The sequence below is a fragment of the Methylosinus trichosporium OB3b genome (assembly GCF_002752655.1).
Taxonomy (GTDB): domain Bacteria; phylum Pseudomonadota; class Alphaproteobacteria; order Rhizobiales; family Beijerinckiaceae; genus Methylosinus; species Methylosinus trichosporium.
This window is the reverse complement of record NZ_CP023737.1, coordinates 151293-169217: the sequence shown is the minus strand read 5'-3', so window position 1 is coordinate 169217 and position 17925 is coordinate 151293. Positions and strand designations below refer to the sequence as shown.

The window sequence follows — 17925 nt, the reverse complement described above, 5'->3', positions numbered from 1 at the left end:
GTCGCGGGGTGACCTCGCGATAGTCGCGCGCCGCCTAAACTGTCTCGTGGCGGCGACAAGCTGCATTCTATCCTACAGGACCGCACAAAAAGCAAAACCATTTCGGCGCGCCGCCTACGAGAATCCTCAAAAAAACGCCCCGAAGCTTCGCGCGCGCGTTGCGACGCGACGAATTTCCGGGATATACGAGAATGGGAAAAGCTTTCGCAGGAAGCGAGATTTTTGGTTTCGCCCGACGTTCCGACTCGAGTAGCGCGCATGGGACGATTTCACTTATTCGCAAGCGATTTGTCCCTCGTCGCGCTCGCGACCTTCATGGCGCTGTTCTTGCGGGATAATTTCGAAACCACTACGGAGCATGTCCTGGCGCTCCAGCCCTATCTCGTCGTCAGCCTCGGCGCCGCCGCCGTCATCTTCCCCGCCTTCGGCGCCCATCGCGCGCTCTGGCGCTTCGCCACTCTCGACGACGCGCTCGCCATCGTCGGCGCGGCGGTCGGCACGTCGATCGGCGCGGTGGCGATCGGATTCAGCTTCAATCGGCTCGAGGGCGTGCCGCGCTCGCTGCCGATCTTGCAGGCGCTGCTCGTCGTCGCTCTGCTCGGCGGCGCGCGGCTCGCCGTGCTCAGCGTCGGACATGCGCGCGCGAAGGCGCGCCTCGCCGCGCCTTCGCGCGCCGGCGACCCGCCACAGAAGACGACCCTCGTCATCGGCCTCGGACGTCTGACCGATCTCTATCTGCGATGCGTCGACGAGCTCGCCGCGAGCCGAGTGCGCGTCGCCGGCGTCCTCACCGAGAACGAGCGGCAGATCGGCTGCTTCGTGCGCGGCGTGCCGGTGCTCGGCCGGCCCGAGACCATCGTCGAGACGATTCGCACGCTCGACATTCACGGCGTCAGCATCGGCAGCGTCGTCGTGACGACCGATTTCGAGCTTCTCGCGCCGAGTGTGCGCGACGCGCTCACCGCGATCGAGCGCGAGGGCCGCACGCGCGTCGAGCGTCTGCCGGAGCTCCTCGGCCTCGCGCTCTATTCCGAGCTCGAGGACGCTTCCGCGCTGCGGCCGCGCACCGCCGACGCCGACGCGGAAGCGGCGCTGTTCACTTTGAACGAACAGGAGCTCGCAGCGCTGTCGAGCCGGCCGATCTGGCGCGCCAAGCGCGCCTTCGACATCGGCCTCGCGAGCGCGCTGCTCGCCGTCTGCGCGCCGGTGATGGCGCTGGTCGGCGTGGCGGTCGCCTTCGACATCGGCCTTCCCGTCACCTTCTGGCAGCGGCGGCCGGGCCTCGGCGGACGCGCGTTCGAGCTGCGCAAGTTCCGCACCATGCGGCCGGCCTTCGACTCCGATGGAAGCCGCATGACCGACGACGCACGGCTTTCGGGGCTCGGTCAGCTGCTGAGACGCACGCGCCTCGACGAGCTGCCGCAGCTCCTGAACATTCTGCGCGGCGAGATGTCCTTCGTAGGCCCGCGGCCGCTGCTGCCGCGCGATCAGCCCGTCGAATGTCGAGGCCGGCTCCTGGTGCGGCCGGGCCTCACCGGATGGGCGCAAGTCAAGGGCGGACGTGAAATCTCGATCGCGGACAAAACGGCGCTCGACCTCTGGTACGTGCGCCACGCCTCCATGACCCTCGACGCGCTGATCCTGCTCCAGACGGCACGCATCGTGATCTTCGGCGAACGCATCGACCAGCGAGCGGTCACCGGAGCCTGGAAGGAGCTCGGCGAGCGCGCGGCGAGACGCGCCGGCGCGCCGGAGCCCGCGCTCGCCGGCGACGCGCCTCACGCCCGACGCGACGATGCGGCCTGACGCGCCGTTGCTCGACGCGCGCTGGATCGCCAATTTCGCCGCCCAGGCGCTCGCGCTCCTCGCCAGCCTCATCGATCGGCTGATCGTCGTCGGACTGCTGCTGCGCTGCTGGGGCGCCGATGTCTACGCCGGCTGGACCGTGCTGCTCTCCAGCGCCGGCGCCCTCACCCTCGCCGATCTCGGCATGGCGCTGTGCTTCGGCAATCTCCTGCAGAAGGCGCAGGCGCAGGGCGACTCCGCCGCCCTGCAGCGCTCGCTCGGCGTCGCGCAATTCGTCTATCTCGCGCTCACGGCTCTGCTCGCCGTCCTCGGCGTCGCGGCGCTCGGCCTCGGCGCCGCCGCGACGCTGGCCGCCGGCCGCATCGACGTCGCGGAGGCGAGCTGCGTCCTCGCTCTGCTCGGCGCCGCGACGCTGCTGCGCGTCGCGCGCGGGGCGATGACGCAGCTCTATCGCGCGCATCGGCAATTTGCGCGCGGCATCCTCGTCGATCTCGCCGCGCCCCTGGCGATCGCGGCGGGCGGCGTCGTCGCGGCGCTCGCGGAATGGCGCCCGGCGACGCTCGCCGGGCTGCAGCTGCTCTGCGAGCTGTCGCTCGGCTGGGGCTTCATGCGCGCGGATCTGCGCCGGCGATTTCCGGCGCTGAACCTGCGGCCGTTACGGCCGAGCGCGAGCGAATTGAGCGCGCTCGCCGCGCGTCTGCCCTGGTTCGCGGCGCTGCAGGCGGCCGCGGTCGCGCAGCTGCATGCGCCGGTGCTGATCCTCGGCGCGAGCGGCGTCGGCTCGGCGGCGCTCGTCGGCTTCGTGCTCGCCCGCACCATGATCAATCTGCTGCGCCAGCTCGTGACCATGTCGTCGCTCGCCATGGGCGTCGAGGGCGCGCATGATCATCACCGCGGCGAGAGGGCGACGGTTCTGGCGCGACTATCGGCGCTCGGCCGCGTCGCTGTCGCGGCGACGGTCGCGGGCTCGCTCGCACTGCTAATGCTCGGCGAAGGCTTCGTGACGCTGTGGACCGGGCGGCCGGAGCTGTTCGATCGCAGCGCCGCCGCCTGGCTCTGCGCCGGCGCCGTGCTCGCCGCGACGACGACGCCGCTCACGACCTTCTTGACGCTCGTCGACGCGCGGCCCGCTGCGCTCGCCGCGGCGGCGCAGGCGTCGACGATGGTGGCGGCGACACTGGCTCTCGCGCCCGCCTATAGCGGCGCCGGCGCCGCCGCGGCGCTGTTCCTCGGCGAATGCGCGGGCGCGGCGCTGATCCTGCTGCGCCTCGGACGGGATGGCGCGTTCCCGCTCGACATTCGCGCCTATGCCGCGCGCAGCCTCGGCGCAGCGGCGGCGACGGCGGCGTGGGTGGGCGCCGTCGCCACGGCCGTGGGGCGGATCGGCGACCTCCGCCAGCCGGACGTCCTCGCCGCCGCCTTCGGCCTGACGGCCGCGCTCGGCGCCGCGCCGGCGCTGCTCGTCAGCCTACCGCCGGGGATGCGCGCGAGGGCGCTCGGCTTCCTGCGTGCGGCGTCGATCGTCCCCATCCGCACGAACCGCCACCGCCACCAACAGCGGCTCGATATGCTCGCTTCCTCTCGCTCCGCCCACGAGGAGCCGCAGCAGCCTCGGAGCGGCGTAGAACTCGACCGCTCGCATCTCGAGCCCATGGCGCCCGAGCGCCTGCGCGAAAGCGCTGCGAGTGGGGACATGACGCACGAAGGCGTAGAAGCGCGGCCGGCCGGTGAGAGCGAAGACGATTCGCTCGGCTCGGCGATAGAGCGAGCGGCCATTGGGCATTGAGACCAGCAGCACGCCGCCGGGTGCGAGCCGCGCCGCCAGCCAATCCAGCGCGCCGTCCAGATCGTCGATATATTCGAGGACGCTGGAGCACAGGATCGCATCGAAGCGACGGCCGGCGAAAAGCTGCGGATCGCCGATCGCGCCGAGGTGAAAGGCGATGTTCGCGGCGCCCTCCGTCTGCGCGCGTTGGCGCGCCAGCGCGATCATATTCGCGCTGGCGTCGAGCGCCGCGACCTCGGCGCAGCGCTGCGCCGCGACGCAGGCGAGCGCTCCGGGCCCGCAACCCGCGTCGAGAACCGCGTCGCCGCGCCGAACATGCGCGTCGACGAGCCCGCTCCATATGCGCAGCCGCTCGCGAAAGGCCGCCGAATGGCGATAGCGGTCCGCAAAGCGCGCGCCGAAGCGATCATGCCAGCCGATCGCGTCCGCAGGAGCGCTCATTGCAGGCGCTCACGCATGCGGCTCTCCATCAATTGCATCAATCCGTTCACCGGCCGCTCGGCGAGCCGCGCGCCGACATAGGCCCAGAACCAGATCACGGAGGCGCCGATGACGTCCGCCACCAGAGCCCCGTCCACACGCAATCCCATCTTCAACGACAAGAGCGCGAGCGGGATCAGCAGCCATCGGCCATTCTCCAGCACATGCAGAGCGAAACGGCTGTAGAACGCGAACAGAAAGCCGATCAGCGTCGAGAACAAGAGCACGCCGTTCCAGCCGGCGGCCCAATAGGCGTCCGCGAAATAGCCCGGCGCGGAAGAGGATTTGGAGCTGCCCGTCGCCATCAGATTGAAGAGTGAGCCGATGTCGGTGATGATCGGCTTCTGCGGCCAGAGGAAACGCGGCACGAGCGTCGCGAGCGCATAATCGAGCGAGGGCCCGGGACTGCCGCTGTCGAACCGGCTGATCGCGAAGCAGCCCGCGCTCACATAAGAGAGGCGCATCATTCCGGTGGGCGTGTCCTCCTCGTAGCGATCATGGCGGGCTCCATTGACATATTGCGTGGCGATTTCGAAGCGCTCGCCGAAGTCGCCCGCGCTGGCGGTCGTATATTTTCGCTCGAGGCTGAGCCGCCCGAATTCGATGAAAGGCTGAGCCGAGGAGTAGGCGGCGACGAAGACCCCTGTTGCGAGAGCGGCGCGGGCGATCGTCATGCGCGAGGCGAGCCAGGCGAGCAGGAACATCATCAGCGGCAGCAGCATCGCGAATTTGGAGAATTCCAGCGCGCCGACGAACATGTCGGCGCCGAGCAGCGCGAGGACGACGAGAAGCAGCGGCCGATTGCCGCGCAGCGCATGCGCCGCCAGGAGATAGAGTCCGACGGCCGACAGCTGCGCGAGCTGCAGAACAGCGCCCGGAACCGCGGCGGCGCCGAACGCCCCGAAGGTGAGCGGCGCCTCGACCAGCATCTTCACCGTATAGCCGACGCAAGCGAACAGAATGCCGAAGAACAAGCGGTTCTCGTCATACTCCCCGCCGGCCCGCAGCGGCCGCGTGGGAAAAAGGATCGACGCAACGGAAGCACAAGCGAGCACGACGAAGCTCGACACGGCGACGACGAGATTGAGCTTCAAAATCTCGTCCGGGCGCGCCTCATAGAAATGGTTCAACGTCACGAGGCTGATCGGATCCAGCAAGGACGGAACGAGCGAGCCGAAGCCGAAATAGACCGCGGTGGCGAGACGGAACCAATAGAGGCTCGACCATACCGAGCGCGGCTCGAGGCGCGCCATCCGCAGAGCGCCGAGCGCGAGCATGATCATCAGGATCGCCGGCGCCGCCAAATTCAGACCGTCATGCGCCGGCGCCCCGATCGCTTCGTCGCAGGCGAGAATCACCCCGATCAACAGGCCGATCGAGCAGAGCTCCCACCATGCCGGGCGCAGCGGATCTCGCGCCGGCTCGCCGCGCGGCGAGACGTCGAAACCGATCTGCGGCTCGCCGAGCGTTTCGCTTTCGGCGCGAAGAGTCATCGTCATGTCAGCGCTCTCCGTCCGGTCGACGCTCGACGACCAGCACCACCACCGGATCCCAGGGAATGTCGAAACCATAAGCGGCCTCGAGCGCCAAGCCCAGCGCGTCGCGCAACAGGCCCCGCGCCCAGCGCCCCAGCCGGCGCCGCAGACCGCCGCCACCGATCCTGTAGACGCCGCCATAGCGCACGCAATCGAGCGGAAGGGCGCTGAGATGCAGGTCGAGCAGCGTCTTCGACAGCGCTGTGCGATGCGTCGGATCGCCATGCTGCGCCGCGAGCCCGAACGGGCTCTGCCCATTGGGAAAGCGCAGCGCCAGCCGTCCGCCGGCCTTCAGCATCGCGCAAGATGCGGCGAGTGCCGGCGCCAGCTCGTCGCGATCCAAATGCTCGAACATGTCGAATGCGACGATCGTGTCGAAGCGTCGCGCATTTTCGCGCGCGGCCTCCGCGAGCGAGGACGGCAGCAGATCGACGCCGCGCGCGCGCGCGGCGGCCTGCAGAACCGGATTGATCTCGAGCCCGGCGACGCGCGCGCCGCGCTCGCGCGCCCAGGCGAGAAAGGCCCCGGAGCCGAAGCCGATGTCGAGCACATCGGCGCCGGCGACGGCGAGGTCGCGCGTCTCGCCGGCGAAATAGGAGGCCTCGTCGGGCGAGACGGAGAACGGGCGATCCCATTGCTTCCAGGCCGGATAGCCCGCCTCGGCGCAATCGCGCGGCGTCTGCTCACACATAGACATTGCTCGCGTCGAATCCGCCGCGGCGGACCGCGAACCAATCGAGCGCCGGACGACGGACCAGAAGATAATTGGCCTCGAAGAAGCGCTCGAGCTCGAAATGCCAGCCGGGCAGCGTCTCCAGCCCGCGGGGGAGGATGCGCGCGACCTCATAGGGAAGATCGGCGACGAGAGCGAACACGTCCTTCAAGAACGCGCGCGACTGCACCCAGCGATGATTATATTCGAACTGCAGGATGTCGATGCGCTCCTCCCGCAGCAGCTCGAAAGCGCCGCGCAGAATCAGCGGATCATGCCCCTCGGCGTCGCATTTGACGAGATGAATGCGCTCGATCCCCTCGCGCCGGCAGAAGGATGTGAGATCGCAGGTCTCCACCTCGAGCCAGCCGCAAGGCGGCTCGCCATCCGGCGCGCTCAGCGAATTGGAGCCGCCGCCCTCGCTCATCAAGGCGAATTGCGCCCGGCCCGGACTATCGGAAAGCGCGATGGAATCGACGGCGACGAACGCGCCGAGCGGGTGCGCGGCGAGCGCCGCTAGCAAATGCGCGCGCGAGCCGTTTGCAGGCTCGAAAGCGCGCAGCCGCGCGTCGACGCGCCCCGCGGCGCGCAGAGAGTCGAGCAGCGACAGCGACCATTCGCCATGATAGGCGCCGATGTCGAAGGCGGTCAGCGTCTCGCCCGGCGCCAGCGCCGCAACCACGCATTCCTGCACATAGGCTTCGCCATTCACGCCGATGCTGTTGAGATGCGGCTCTCCGCGCGCGGCGCAATAGAGGCGCCGACCCGCGCGCCAGGCGAGACGCCGCAACGGCGGCCAGCGCCGCGCCAGATCGCCCACGCGCGTCATTCCGTCCCCTCGCTTCTCGCGCCGACGAGCGCGCGCGCCTTCGCCACCACGATGCGCGCGCGGTCGTCGATCGAATGGCCGTCGGCGAGGCAGCGGGCATGGCCGGAGCGCGCGATCGCCAGACGCTCCTCTGGATGAGCGAGATAATGGGCGATCTTCTCGGCGAGCTCGTCGCCATCCGCGAACATGGCGCAATCGCTCCCTTCCGCGAAATAGCTCTGCGCCTCGCTGGTGCGCTCATGCAGCATGAATCCTCCCGTCGCCGGAATCTCGAAGCTGCGCGTCGTCGTGAGGTCGCCGGAAGAGGCTTCGCCCATTCTGTGCGCCAGCATTGCGATGTTGATCTTCGCTCCCGTGATCGCCTTGGCGTATTCGCGTCCGATCACGGTGCAACACTCGGCGGAGCCGGCGAGCGCCGAGCGTCGCCAACCCTCGCCCCAGATCTTCAACGCGAGCCCGGGCAATCGTTCCTTCACGCGGCGCAGCAGCGCCTCCTTTTTCGGCGACCACGTGCCGACGAAGATCGCGTCGCATGTATAAAACTGCGCATCGGTCTCATCGAGCGCCACGGGCGCATGAGTCTCCGGATCGAACCCATGCGGCAGAAAGGACGCGCGGGTGACGCCGAGCTCGCGCGCGAGATCGGCGACGCCATAGGATTTCGTGGTGAAGACCCAATCATAGAGCGGCAGCGTCTTCGGAATCAGCCGGCCATGGACCGTGAAGCTCACATCCGGATAGACATTGATCGCCACGGCGCCGAGACGCCGGATGGCCTCGACGGCCTGCGGCGCGACGAAAGTCCCCTTGAAGACGAAGAAGAGATCGGGCCGCAGCGCCCGCGCCGCCGCGATCAGCGCGCGCTGATAATCGGCGAGCAGCAGCGGCGCCGTCGCCCGCCGCAGCAGCCGCAGCGCCGGATTGCGCCATCCAGCCGGAAAAAACTCGGCGTCCGGGACATTGAGCACGCTGTGGCCGGCGCGGCGGAAGGCGCGCAGCCAACCGTAATCGGTCGCCCCCTGCCAGGTGCTGCAGCAGCACAAAATGCGCAGCGCGCCGTCCTCTCTCATCGCCGCGCCTCCCGCCGCGGCAGAAGCGCGAGCGTCTCGCGCAGCCCGGCGAGGCAATGGGCGAAATCCCAATCCGAGATGATCTCGAGGCTCGCGCGCGACATGGCGGCGCGCAGCCCCGCATCGACGATGAGCGGGCGCAGCGCATCCGCGAGGGCGCCGAAGTCGCCCGCCGGAAAGCCGAAGCCGTTCTCGCCCTCGCGCAGCAGGTCCGGCGCGCAGCCGAGCTCGCGCGAGACGACGATCGGCAGGCCGGCGCACATCGCCTCATTGACGACGAGGCCCCAGGGCTCGGCCTCGGCCGGCAGCGCGAAAATATCGGCGGCGCCGAGCAGCGTCGGCATCTCGCTCTGATTGACGAAGCCCGGAAAGACCACATTGGCGAGCCCGAGCGCGCCGGCCATCTTTCTCAGGTCGCCCTCCATCTCGCCGCTGCCGGCGATCGCCAAATCGAAGTCGAGCCCTTCCGCAGCGAGCATGCCAGCCGCGCGCAAAAGATCGTCCGGATGCTTGCGCCGCTGCAGCTTCGATACATAGAGCACGACCGGACGGCCCTCGCGAAAGCCATAGCGGCTCCGCGCCGCGACGCGCGCCTGCGGCGAGAGGCGCGCGTCGCGCAGGAAGCGATCGTTGTCGATCGCATAGGGAACCAGAGCGATCTTCTCCGCGGGCGCGCCCATGGCGAGATAGAAATCCCGATTGGCCGAGCCGATGGCGAGAAAAGCGTCGCAGAGCGAGAAATAAGCAGAGAGCAGCGGCCGCCGCACGAATCGCTTCGGCGGTGGCGACGCGAGGCCGAGATGCGTCTCGCAGCGCATCAGAATGGGGAGGCCCGCAAGGCGCGCCGCCGCCATGGCGAGGAAATTGGCGGCCACCACATGGCCGTTGACCCAGACCGCATCGAAGCCGCCGCGCCGCACCGCCGCGAACACTTCCGGCACGAAAGTGGCGCGCAACCCGAACGGCTCGATCTCGCGCCAGCGGCGGCCGACGAACACATGCCGATAGCCGGCGAGAAGATCGACGTCCCAGGCGACCCTTCGACCGAAGCCGCGGTCGACGGCACCGCGCAGGCTGAAGTCGGAGAGATAGAGCGCTGTGATCTCTATGTCCGGCGTCGCGCTCAGATAGGCATAGAGCGGCGCGAAATACTGAATAGGATGCGTGTTGACGACGACGATGCGGGTCTTGCGCAGGCTCACGGTCAAATCTTTCGAAACGGCTCGTCGCGCATCCGCGCCCCTGCTCCAAAAACGAATTTCGTGCAGGGCGCCGGATTCCGTCTTGCCAGCGGCGCTCATGCTGGTTAAGCAGATCATACTATAGCTTTACTGTCTATCCGTCGTCAGAGGTTATACACGGCGCTGGGAGGACGAATGTTCGGCCCGGATTGGCGAGTGGACTGCGTTGTCGGCGCGCGTCCCAATTTCGTGAAGATCGCACCGATCCTGCGCGCGCTCGCGGCGGAGGGCCGCTTCACCTCGCGTCTGCTGCACACCGGCCAGCATTTCGACGTCGCGATGAACGCCGTTTTCTTCGAGGAGCTGCAAATCCCGCGGCCCGACATCAATCTCGAGGTCGGAGCCAAGGCCGGAGTCGAGCAGACCGCGGCGATCATGCTGGGGCTCGAGGCGGCGCTGCGCGAGAGGCGCCCGCATCTGCTTCTCGTCGTCGGAGATGTGAACTCCACTCTCGCGGCGTCCATCGTCGCCGCGCAGCTGCGCATTCCGCTCGCCCATGTCGAAGCGGGACTGCGCAGCGGCGACCGCTCCATGCCAGAGGAGATCAACCGCCTCGTCACCGATCGCCTCGCCGATCTCCTGCTCGTCACCGAGCGCCGCGCGCGCGATAATCTCCTCGCCGAGGGCGTCGCGCCCGAGCGCATCCTGCTCGTCGGCAATGTGATGATCGATTCCCTGCATTTCGCGCTTCGGCGCGCGGTCCCCGCGGCGCGGACGCTCGCCGCGCACGGGTGGGAAAATCGGGCGCGCTTCGGCCTCGTCACGCTGCACCGTCCCGCCAATGTCGACGATCCCGAGACGCTCGCGCCGCTCGTCGCCGCGCTGGCGCGCATCGCGCGCGAGCTGCCTTTGTTCTTTCCCGCGCATCCGCGCACGCAGGCGGCGCTCGCGCGCTGCGGGCTCGATCTTACGCAGCTGCGCGACCGGCTGCTCATCGCCCCGCCGGTCTCCTATCTAGAGGCGGTCGGCCTGATGCGCGAGGCGCAACTCGTCATCACCGATTCCGGCGGCGTGCAGGAGGAGACGACGGCGCTCGGCGTTCCCTGTCTCACCTTCCGCGACAACACCGAGCGTCCGATCACGATCGAGCAGGGCTCGAACACTCTCGTCGGAACCGATCCCGCGACGCTCGAGCGCGTCGCGCTCGCGGCTCTGCGCGACGGCGGCAAGCGCGGGCGCGTTCCCGAATTGTGGGACGGGCGGGCGGCGCCGCGCATCGCCGCCGCGCTCGGCGATTTTCTCGCCGGCATGGATCGACCGAAGGCGAAAGCGAGCTAGATGCGCATTCTCATGCTCAGCCATTATTACGCGCCCGAGGTCAATGCGCCGGCCTCGCGCACAAGCGAGCACAGCCGCGCCTGGGCGCGCGCCGGCCATCGGGTGACGGTCGTCACCTGCGCGCCCAATCATCCGCGCGGCAAAATCTATCCCGGCTATCGCAACTGGCTGTTTCAGCGTGAAGTCATCGACGGCGTCGAGGTCGTGCGGCTGTGGACGCTGCTCAACGCAAACGAAGGCTTTCTGCTGCGCACGCTGAGCTATCTCTCCTTCCTCGTCGCCGCGACCGCCGCGGCGCCCTTCCTGCCGCGGCCGGACGTCATCGTCTCCACCTCGCCGCAATTCTTCTGCGGACTCGCCGGCCGCGTTCTGCGCGCGGTGAAGCGATGTCCCTGGGTGCTCGAGATTCGCGATCTGTGGCCGGAGAGCATCGTCAGCGTCGGCGCCATGCGCAAGGGCCTCGCCATCCGCTTCCTCGAGGCGCTCGAGGCCAGCGCCTATCGGCGCGCCGACGGCGTCGTAGTCGTCGCCGATTCTTTCGTCGAGCATGTGGCCGAGCGGCGCCGGCGGCGCGAGGCGATCCATGTGATCAAGAATGGCGTCGATCTCGATCTGTTCCAGCCCGGCGACGGCGCCGAGATCAGAGCGCGCTTCGATCTCGGCGACCGCATCGTCGCCGCCTATGTCGGCACGCATGGCATGGCGCATGGGCTCGACACGCTGCTCGACGCCGCGGCGCTGCTGCGCGATGATCCGCGCATCGGCTTTCTGCTCGTCGGCGACGGCGCCGAGCGCGCGCGGCTGGTGGAGCGGGCGCGCGAGATGCGGCTCGACAATGTCCGCATCGTCGGTCAATTGCCGAAGCGCGACATGCCGGCGGTGTGGAGCGCCACCGATGTGAGCCTCATTCTGCTGCGCAGAACCGAAACCTTCACCAAGGTGCTGCCGTCCAAGATGTTCGAGGCGATGGCGATGGCGCGGCCGATCGCGCTCGGCGTCGAGGGCGAGGCCGCGGCGCTGCTGGCGGAGGCCGGCGCCGGCCTCGCCGTCGAGCCGGAGAATGCGCCAGCGCTCGCCGCCGCCGTTCGCCGCCTCGCCGAAGATGCGGCGCTGCGCGCGCGTCTCGGCGCCGCCGGCGCCGAGCATGTGCGCCGGCACTACGACCGCGCGGCGCTGGCTCTGCGCTATATCGACGTGCTGGAGAGCGCGGTCGCCGCCCGCCGTGGTGCAGACGGCGCGCGCGCGGCCGTGCTCGCGCCGCGATGCTGAAGCATCTGCTGCGCGAGATGGCGTTCGCTCGCCATGTGCCGATCGCGCGCATGCTCGCACGCCTGCGGCTGTCGGCGCGCCGACGCCTCGCCGGCTTTCGCCCGCGCGTCGCGCGCGGCCCGGCGCCGCTCGCGCGCGCGCAGCCGCCGCAGCCGCTGTTCGCCCCGCGCGCGACTGGCGTGCGGCGCGAGGGCGACGATCTCGTCTTCCGCCTGATCGCACGCGATGCGCGCATGACCGGCGGGCGCGTCGACTGGCGCGCCGGCGGCGATCAGCTCCGGCGCATGACGCTGCATTACATGAACTATCTCGAAGGTCTCGACGACGCGACCGCAGCGGATATCGTCGCGCAATGGCTCGACTCCTGCGACTCCCCTGCCCCGGGCGCGTGGCGCGACGCCTGGAGCAGTTACACGCTGTCGCTGCGCGCCGTCGTGCTGCTGCAGGAGCTGGCGCGGCGCGAGACGCTCGAGCCGGAGCTGCGTCGGCGCATCGAGGCGAGCGTGGCGCGGCAAATCGCTTTTCTCGAGCGTCATCTCGAGACCGACATCGGCGGCAATCACCTCATCAAGAATGTAAAGGCGCTGCTGTGGGCCGCCGCCTCTTTCGAGGGCGCGGCGGCGGCGCGCTGGCGTGCGCGCGGCCTGCGTCTGCTGAATGTCGAGCTCGAGCGGCAGATTCTCGCCGACGGCGCGCATTACGAGCGCTCGCCTTCCTATCACTGCCAAGTGTTCGCCGATCTTCTCGAATGCCGCGCCGCGCTCGGCGCCGATCCTCTTCATGGCCGGCTCGACGCGGCGCTGTCGCGGCTCGCGCAGGCGACCGCCGATCTCGCCCATCCCGACGGCGCCGTGGCGCAATTCAACGACAGCGGCCTTTCCATGGCCTATGCGCCTCGCCTCTGTCTCGACGCCTATGCGCGCCTCTTCGGCGTTGCGCCGTCGCCGCGGCGCGTCTTCGCGCTTCCTCCAGCCGGGTTCTTCGGCGCGCGCCACGGCGGCGACTATGTGATCGTGGACTGCGGACGCATCGGGCCGGACGATCTGCCGGCGCATGCGCATGGCGACATTCTCTCGTTCGAATTATCGGTCGCCAGCAGCCGCATCATCGTCGATCAGGGCGTCTACGAATATGTCGAAGGCGAGCGCCGCCGCCGCTCGCGCGCCGCCGCGAGCCACAACACGCTGGCGCTCGACGGCGCCGACATGGCCGATTTCTACGGCGCTTTTCGCTGCGGCCGCCGTCCCGATGTGACGCTGCGCCGCTACGAGCCGCGCGACGACGGCTTCCTGCTCGAGGGCGCGCATGACGGCTATGCGCATCTTCCCGGCCGTCCCATCCACATCCGCCGCTTCGACGTCTCCCCCGGCGCCGTCACGATCGAGGATCGCTTGCAGGGATTCACGGAGCGCGCGTCGCGCATCGGCTTTCTGCTGCATCCCGACGTCGCCGTCGCGAACGATGGAGACGTCTTGCGGCTCTTGCGCGATGACGCTCGCGTCGAGATGACGGCGTCGGCGCCGCTCATCATCGAGGACGCGGCGTGGTGGCCGGACATGGGCGTCGAGCAGATGACGCGGCGCATCGTCGTCACGCCGGCGCAGGGCGCGGACAGCCGCGTCGAGCTGCGCTTTTCAGCGGGAATTGGAACGCCATCGTGAAGCAGATCAGGCAGAATTATCGCAGCGGCGAGCTCGCTCTCGCCGAGGTCCCGGCCCCGCGCGCCGGCGCCGGCGCGCTGCTCGTCGCGACGCGCGTCTCGTTGATCTCGTCCGGCACAGAGCGGCAGACGATCGAGCTCGCCAAGGCCTCGCTCGCCGGCAAGGCGATGGCGCGCCCCGATCTCGTTCGCCGCGTCATCCGCAACATCCGCCGCGACGGCCTCGCGCCGACTGTGGAAAAAGTCTTCGCCAAGCTCGATACGCCCATTCCGCTCGGCTATTCGATCGCCGGCGAGGCGCTCGAGATCGGCCGCCACGTCGAGAATTTTCGCGTCGGCGACCGCGTCGCCTGCGCCGGCGCCGGCTTCGCCAATCATGCCGAGATCGACGCCATTCCGAAGAATCTCGTGGTGCGCGTTCCCGACGGCGTCGACGACGAGGAGGCGAGCTTCGTCACGCTCGGCGCCATTGCGCTGCAAGGCGTGCGGCAGGCGCAGCCGACGCTCGGCGAATGCTTCGTCGTGATGGGGCTCGGCCTTATCGGCCTCCTCACCGTGCAATTGCTGAAGGCCAATGGCTGCCGCGTGCTCGGCTATGATCCCGATGCGTCGCGCGTCGCGCTCGCGCGCGAGCTCGGCGCCGACCTCGCGGTCGGCGAAGGATTGCTCGAGGCGACCAAGGCCTTCACACGCGGCCATGGCGCCGATGGCGTCATTCTCGCCGCCTCGACCAAATCGAGCGAGCCGCTCAATATCGCGGCCGAGATCTCGCGCATGAAGGGGCGCATCGTCGTCGTCGGCCTCGTCGGCATGACCATCGACCGCGAGCCTTTCTACAAGCGCGAGCTGGATCTGCGCCTGTCCATGTCCTATGGCCCCGGCCGGCACGATCCTGGCTACGAGTTCGAAGGCCACGATTATCCGCTCGCCCATGTGCGCTGGACCGAGCAGCGCAACATGGAAGCTTTTCTCGCGCTCGTCGCCGAGCGCAAGGTGACGCCGAAAGCGCTGGTCACGCATCGCTTCCCCATCGCCGAGGCGCTCGCGGCCTACGCGCTGATGCAGAGCGGCGCGCCGCATCTCGCCATCACTCTGCATTATCCGCGAGAGGCGCCGGAGCCGACGCGAATGGTGCGATCGGCGCCGGCGCCGCAGCGTCGCGACGGCGAGGCCACGCTCGGCTTCATCGGCTTCGGCAATTACGCCAAAAGCGTGCTGCTGCCGGCCTTCTCCGCCATCGATGGCGTGAGGCTCGCCGCGGTCGCGACATCGACCGGGCTCAGCGCCGGCCATGCGGCCGAAAAGCATGGTTTCGCCGCCGCGACCACCGACGCCGACGCGCTCATCGACGACGCCGAGATCGACGCTCTGGTGATCGCGACGCGCCACGACACCCACGCCGATTATGCGCGCAGAGCGCTCATCGCTGGCAAGCATGTGTTCGTCGAGAAGCCGCTCGCGCTCACGCGCGAGGAGCTGCGCGATGTCGCCGTCGCGGCGGAGGCTGCGCCGGGCGTGCTGACCGTCGGCTTCAACCGCCGCTTCGCGCCGCTGCTGATCGAGGCCAAGCGCGCGCTGGAGCCGCGCAGCGGTCCGCTGGTCATGCTCTATCGCGTCAACGCCGGCGAGATACCCGCCGAGAGCTGGATCCAGCGCGGCGAAGGCGGCGGTCGCATCATCGGCGAGGTCTGCCATTTCGTCGACGCGCTCACTTATCTCTGCGGCGCGCTTCCGATAGAGGCGCAGGCGACGGCGGCGCGCGATCATGACGACGCGGTCTCGGCGCTGCTGCGCTTTGCCGACGGCTCGACCGGCGCCATCGTCTATTCCTCGCTCGGCGATCCTGCCGTTCCCAAGGAGCGCATCGAGATTTTCGCCGCGGGACGCGTCGTGCAGCTCGACGATTTCACTCGCCTCGACATCACGCGCGGCGGGCGCCGCCGGCGCGTGAAGGCCGCGCAGGACAAGGGTCAGCGCGCGCTCGCGCGCGCCTTCATCGAGGCGACGCGCGGCCGAGGCGCGCCGCCGATCCCGCTCGCCGAGCTGATCGCGGTGAGCGAAGCGACGCTGGCGATCGAGGAGGCGGTGCGGGAGTGATCGATCCGACCTGCCGCGACGCGCCCCCTTCCCCTCTGTCGATCACCGCGATCATTCTGACGCGCGACGAGGAAATCCACCTCGAGCGCTGCGTCTGCAGCATCGCCGGCCTCGTCGCGCGCGTCGTCGTTGTCGACAGCTTCTCGAGCGATGCGACGACCGCGATCGCCGAACGTCTCGGCGCCGATGTTCTTCAGCATCGCTGGCGCAATTACGCCGATCAATTCCAATGGGGCGTCGACGCCGCCGCGCCGTCCACCGACTGGATCTTGCGCCTCGACGCCGACGAATATTTCGAGCCCGCGCTCTGCGCCGAATTGCGCGCGGCCTTGCCTGCTCTCGACCCCGCCGTCACCGGATTCTATCTGCGTCGCAAGGTCATCTTTCGCGACACATGGATTCGCCACGGCGGCTATTACCCCACCTTTCTGCTGCGGCTGTGGCGCAACGGCTGCGGGCGCATCGAGCAGCGCTGGATGGACGAGCACATTGTCTTGACGCGTGGCGAGGCGCGACGATCGAGCGGCGATTTCGTCGATCACAATCTCGCCGGCGTCACCGCCTGGACCGACAAGCACAATCGCTACGCCACGCGGCAGATGGTCGATTTCCTCAATCTCGAATATGGCTTCTTCCCGGTCGATGCGGCGATCGAGCGCGAGGCCGGCTCACAGGCGCGCATGAAGCGCTTCCTGCGCAATCGCGTCTTCGCCCGCGCGCCGCTCTATCTGCGCGGCCTGCTGTATTTCTTCCAGCGCTATTTTCTGCGGCTCGGCTTTCTCGACGGGCGCGACGGCTTCGTCTTCCACTTCCTGCAGGGCCTGTGGAACTGGATCCTGATCGACGCCAAGATCGACGAGGCGCGCGCCTTCATCGCCGCGCATGGCGTCGACGCGTTCAAGATGCGGCTCGCGACGCATTACGGGATAGAGCTCGCGCCACGGGAGCCGCTCGATGACTGAGCGGCACGAGCCCGTGATCCTCGCGCTGATGGGCGCGCTCTGGCCCGGCAATGACGCCAGCGGCACGAATCGGAGCCTCATGGCGATGATCGAGGCGCTCTCGGACGAGTTCCGCTTTCTGCGCGTCGCGCGCGACCGCCCGGCGCCCGGCGATGCGCCTCTGGCGGCGAGCGGGCGCTGGCTGGAGGCTCCGCGCGGCGTGGCGCGCTACTGCCCGCCGGGCGCGCGCGGGCGCGCCGAGCTCGCCGCCATTCTGCGCGAGACGCGCTATGATCTGCTGCTCCTCCACGGCTTCCACGACCGCGAATTCACCATTCCCGCATTGATCATGCGTCGGCTCGGCCTCATCCCGCGGCGTCCGACGATCCTCTCGCCGCATGGCGAGTTCTCGGCGGCGGCGCTCGGCCTGAAGCGTCGGCGCAAAGCCGCCTATCAGACGCTCGCGCAAAGGACGGGCCTGCTCGACGACGCCTTCTTGCATGCGACGAGCGTGGAGGAGGCGCAGGACATCGGCGCCGCGATCACGAGATCGAAAGGCGTTCTCGTCGCGCCGAACATCCGGCCTCTGCTCGCCGCGCCGCCGCATGTCCCGGCCATCGACGGCGCGCTGCGGCTCGCCTTCCTCGGACGCGTCGCGCGCATCAAGAATCTCGATCTCGCCCTGCGCGCGCTGGCGCTCGTCGAAGCTCGCGTCGTCTACGACATCTATGGCCCGATCGAGGACGCGGCCTATTGGCGGGAGTGCCGACGCATCATCGCGGCTCTTCCGCCCCATATCGTGGTCGCCATGCATGGCGAGATCGTGAACGAGGCGGCTCCGGAAATGTTCGCACGCCACGACCTCTTGTTTCTGCCGAGCCGGAGTGAGAACTTCGGCCATGCGATCTTCGAGTCTCTGTGCTGCGGCGTCCCCGCGCTCATCGGCGATGCGACGCCCTGGCGCGATCTCGCGCAGGCGGACGCCGGCTGGGACCTGCCGCTCGAGCCCAGCGCTTTCGCTGGCGCGATCGACCGGTTCGCCGCGCTCGACGCGCCGGCGCGAGCGCGGCTGCGCGCCGGCGCGCACGCGCTCGCCGCGAGTCGCAACTGCGAGATCGACGCGATCTTGTCCATGCGGCGCATGCTCCACCGGGCGCTGGCGGAGGGAAGCACATGCTCGGCCTAGGGCGTTCGCCGCTCCTATGGAGTCTCGTCGGATGG

13 protein-coding genes are annotated in these 17925 nt (G+C 68.9%); 7 read left to right on the top strand and 6 right to left on the bottom strand.

What is annotated here, in order from left to right:
• Positions 1 to 258: 258 nt before the first annotated feature.
• On the top strand, positions 259 to 1806 hold the full coding sequence (locus CQW49_RS00815) for a sugar transferase (protein ID WP_003614919.1): 1548 nt from the start codon (positions 259 to 261) through the stop codon (positions 1804 to 1806).
• A 1468-nt stretch (positions 1807 to 3274) separates the two neighbouring features.
• Here the strand turns inward: CQW49_RS00815 and CQW49_RS26245 are convergent.
• From CQW49_RS26245 to CQW49_RS00785, 6 genes are read right to left on the bottom strand one after another with little or no spacing between them, the layout of a single operon-like run.
• The gene (locus CQW49_RS26245) at positions 3275 to 4033 is read right to left on the bottom strand and encodes a class I SAM-dependent methyltransferase (protein WP_081735661.1); all 759 of its coding nucleotides are present in this window, start codon (positions 4031 to 4033) and stop codon (positions 3275 to 3277) included.
• Positions 4030 to 5571, bottom strand: a complete 1542-nt coding sequence (locus tag CQW49_RS00805; RefSeq protein WP_003614921.1) for a hypothetical protein — start codon at positions 5569 to 5571, stop codon at positions 4030 to 4032. The genes CQW49_RS26245 and CQW49_RS00805 overlap by 4 nt, the downstream gene beginning before the upstream one ends.
• Position 5572: 1 nt before the next feature.
• Positions 5573 to 6298: a class I SAM-dependent methyltransferase gene (locus tag CQW49_RS00800; protein WP_003614922.1), complete on the bottom strand. Its 726-nt coding sequence runs from the start codon at positions 6296 to 6298 to the stop codon at positions 5573 to 5575.
• Positions 6291 to 7148, bottom strand: a complete 858-nt coding sequence (locus tag CQW49_RS00795; RefSeq protein WP_003614923.1) for an FkbM family methyltransferase — start codon at positions 7146 to 7148, stop codon at positions 6291 to 6293. Before CQW49_RS00795 ends, CQW49_RS00800 begins: the two co-directional genes overlap by 8 nt.
• Positions 7145 to 8218: a CgeB family protein gene (locus CQW49_RS00790; RefSeq protein ID WP_003614925.1), complete on the bottom strand. Its 1074-nt coding sequence runs from the start codon at positions 8216 to 8218 to the stop codon at positions 7145 to 7147. Before CQW49_RS00790 ends, CQW49_RS00795 begins: the two co-directional genes overlap by 4 nt.
• Entirely contained in the window at positions 8215 to 9420 is a 1206-nt protein-coding gene (locus tag CQW49_RS00785; RefSeq protein WP_162150805.1) for a glycosyltransferase family 4 protein, read from the bottom strand. The genes CQW49_RS00790 and CQW49_RS00785 overlap by 4 nt, the downstream gene beginning before the upstream one ends.
• Positions 9421 to 9594: 174 nt before the next feature.
• Here CQW49_RS00785 and wecB point away from each other — a divergent pair, with 174 nt between their 5' ends.
• From wecB to CQW49_RS00755, 6 genes are read left to right on the top strand one after another with little or no spacing between them, the layout of a single operon-like run.
• Positions 9595 to 10737, top strand: coding sequence for a non-hydrolyzing UDP-N-acetylglucosamine 2-epimerase (gene wecB / locus CQW49_RS00780; protein ID WP_003614927.1), 1143 nt, complete (start codon positions 9595 to 9597; stop codon positions 10735 to 10737).
• Positions 10738 to 12006, top strand: a complete 1269-nt coding sequence (locus tag CQW49_RS00775; RefSeq protein WP_024749398.1) for a glycosyltransferase family 4 protein — start codon at positions 10738 to 10740, stop codon at positions 12004 to 12006.
• The gene (locus CQW49_RS00770) at positions 12000 to 13667 is read left to right on the top strand and encodes an alginate lyase family protein (protein ID WP_024749399.1); all 1668 of its coding nucleotides are present in this window, start codon (positions 12000 to 12002) and stop codon (positions 13665 to 13667) included. The genes CQW49_RS00775 and CQW49_RS00770 overlap by 7 nt, the downstream gene beginning before the upstream one ends.
• The gene (locus CQW49_RS00765; RefSeq protein WP_003613974.1) at positions 13664 to 15763 is read left to right on the top strand and encodes a bi-domain-containing oxidoreductase; all 2100 of its coding nucleotides are present in this window, start codon (positions 13664 to 13666) and stop codon (positions 15761 to 15763) included. The genes CQW49_RS00770 and CQW49_RS00765 overlap by 4 nt, the downstream gene beginning before the upstream one ends.
• The gene (locus CQW49_RS00760; RefSeq protein WP_003613976.1) at positions 15760 to 16725 is read left to right on the top strand and encodes a glycosyltransferase family 2 protein; all 966 of its coding nucleotides are present in this window, start codon (positions 15760 to 15762) and stop codon (positions 16723 to 16725) included. Before CQW49_RS00765 ends, CQW49_RS00760 begins: the two co-directional genes overlap by 4 nt.
• On the top strand, positions 16718 to 17890 hold the full coding sequence (locus CQW49_RS00755; protein WP_003613977.1) for a glycosyltransferase: 1173 nt from the start codon (positions 16718 to 16720) through the stop codon (positions 17888 to 17890). Before CQW49_RS00760 ends, CQW49_RS00755 begins: the two co-directional genes overlap by 8 nt.
• The last annotated feature ends 35 nt before the right edge of the window (positions 17891 to 17925 follow it).

Excerpts from the sequence above, each read along its gene's own strand:
- CQW49_RS00800 (WP_003614922.1), bottom strand. The coding sequence starts at position 6,298 with ATGTGTGAGCAGACGCCGCGCGATTGCGCCGAGGCGGGCTATCCGGCC.
- CQW49_RS00815 (WP_003614919.1), top strand. The coding sequence starts at position 259 with ATGGGACGATTTCACTTATTCGCAAGCGATTTGTCCCTCGTCGCGCTC.
- CQW49_RS00805 (WP_003614921.1), bottom strand. The coding sequence starts at position 5,571 with ATGACGATGACTCTTCGCGCCGAAAGCGAAACGCTCGGCGAGCCGCAG.
- CQW49_RS00775 (WP_024749398.1), top strand. The coding sequence starts at position 10,738 with ATGCGCATTCTCATGCTCAGCCATTATTACGCGCCCGAGGTCAATGCG.
- CQW49_RS00795 (WP_003614923.1), bottom strand. The coding sequence starts at position 7,148 with ATGACGCGCGTGGGCGATCTGGCGCGGCGCTGGCCGCCGTTGCGGCGT.
- wecB (WP_003614927.1), top strand. The coding sequence starts at position 9,595 with ATGTTCGGCCCGGATTGGCGAGTGGACTGCGTTGTCGGCGCGCGTCCC.
- CQW49_RS00755 (WP_003613977.1), top strand. The coding sequence starts at position 16,718 with ATGACTGAGCGGCACGAGCCCGTGATCCTCGCGCTGATGGGCGCGCTC.
- CQW49_RS26245 (WP_081735661.1), bottom strand. The coding sequence starts at position 4,033 with ATGAGCGCTCCTGCGGACGCGATCGGCTGGCATGATCGCTTCGGCGCG.
- CQW49_RS00790 (WP_003614925.1), bottom strand. The coding sequence starts at position 8,218 with ATGAGAGAGGACGGCGCGCTGCGCATTTTGTGCTGCTGCAGCACCTGG.
- CQW49_RS00770 (WP_024749399.1), top strand. The coding sequence starts at position 12,000 with ATGCTGAAGCATCTGCTGCGCGAGATGGCGTTCGCTCGCCATGTGCCG.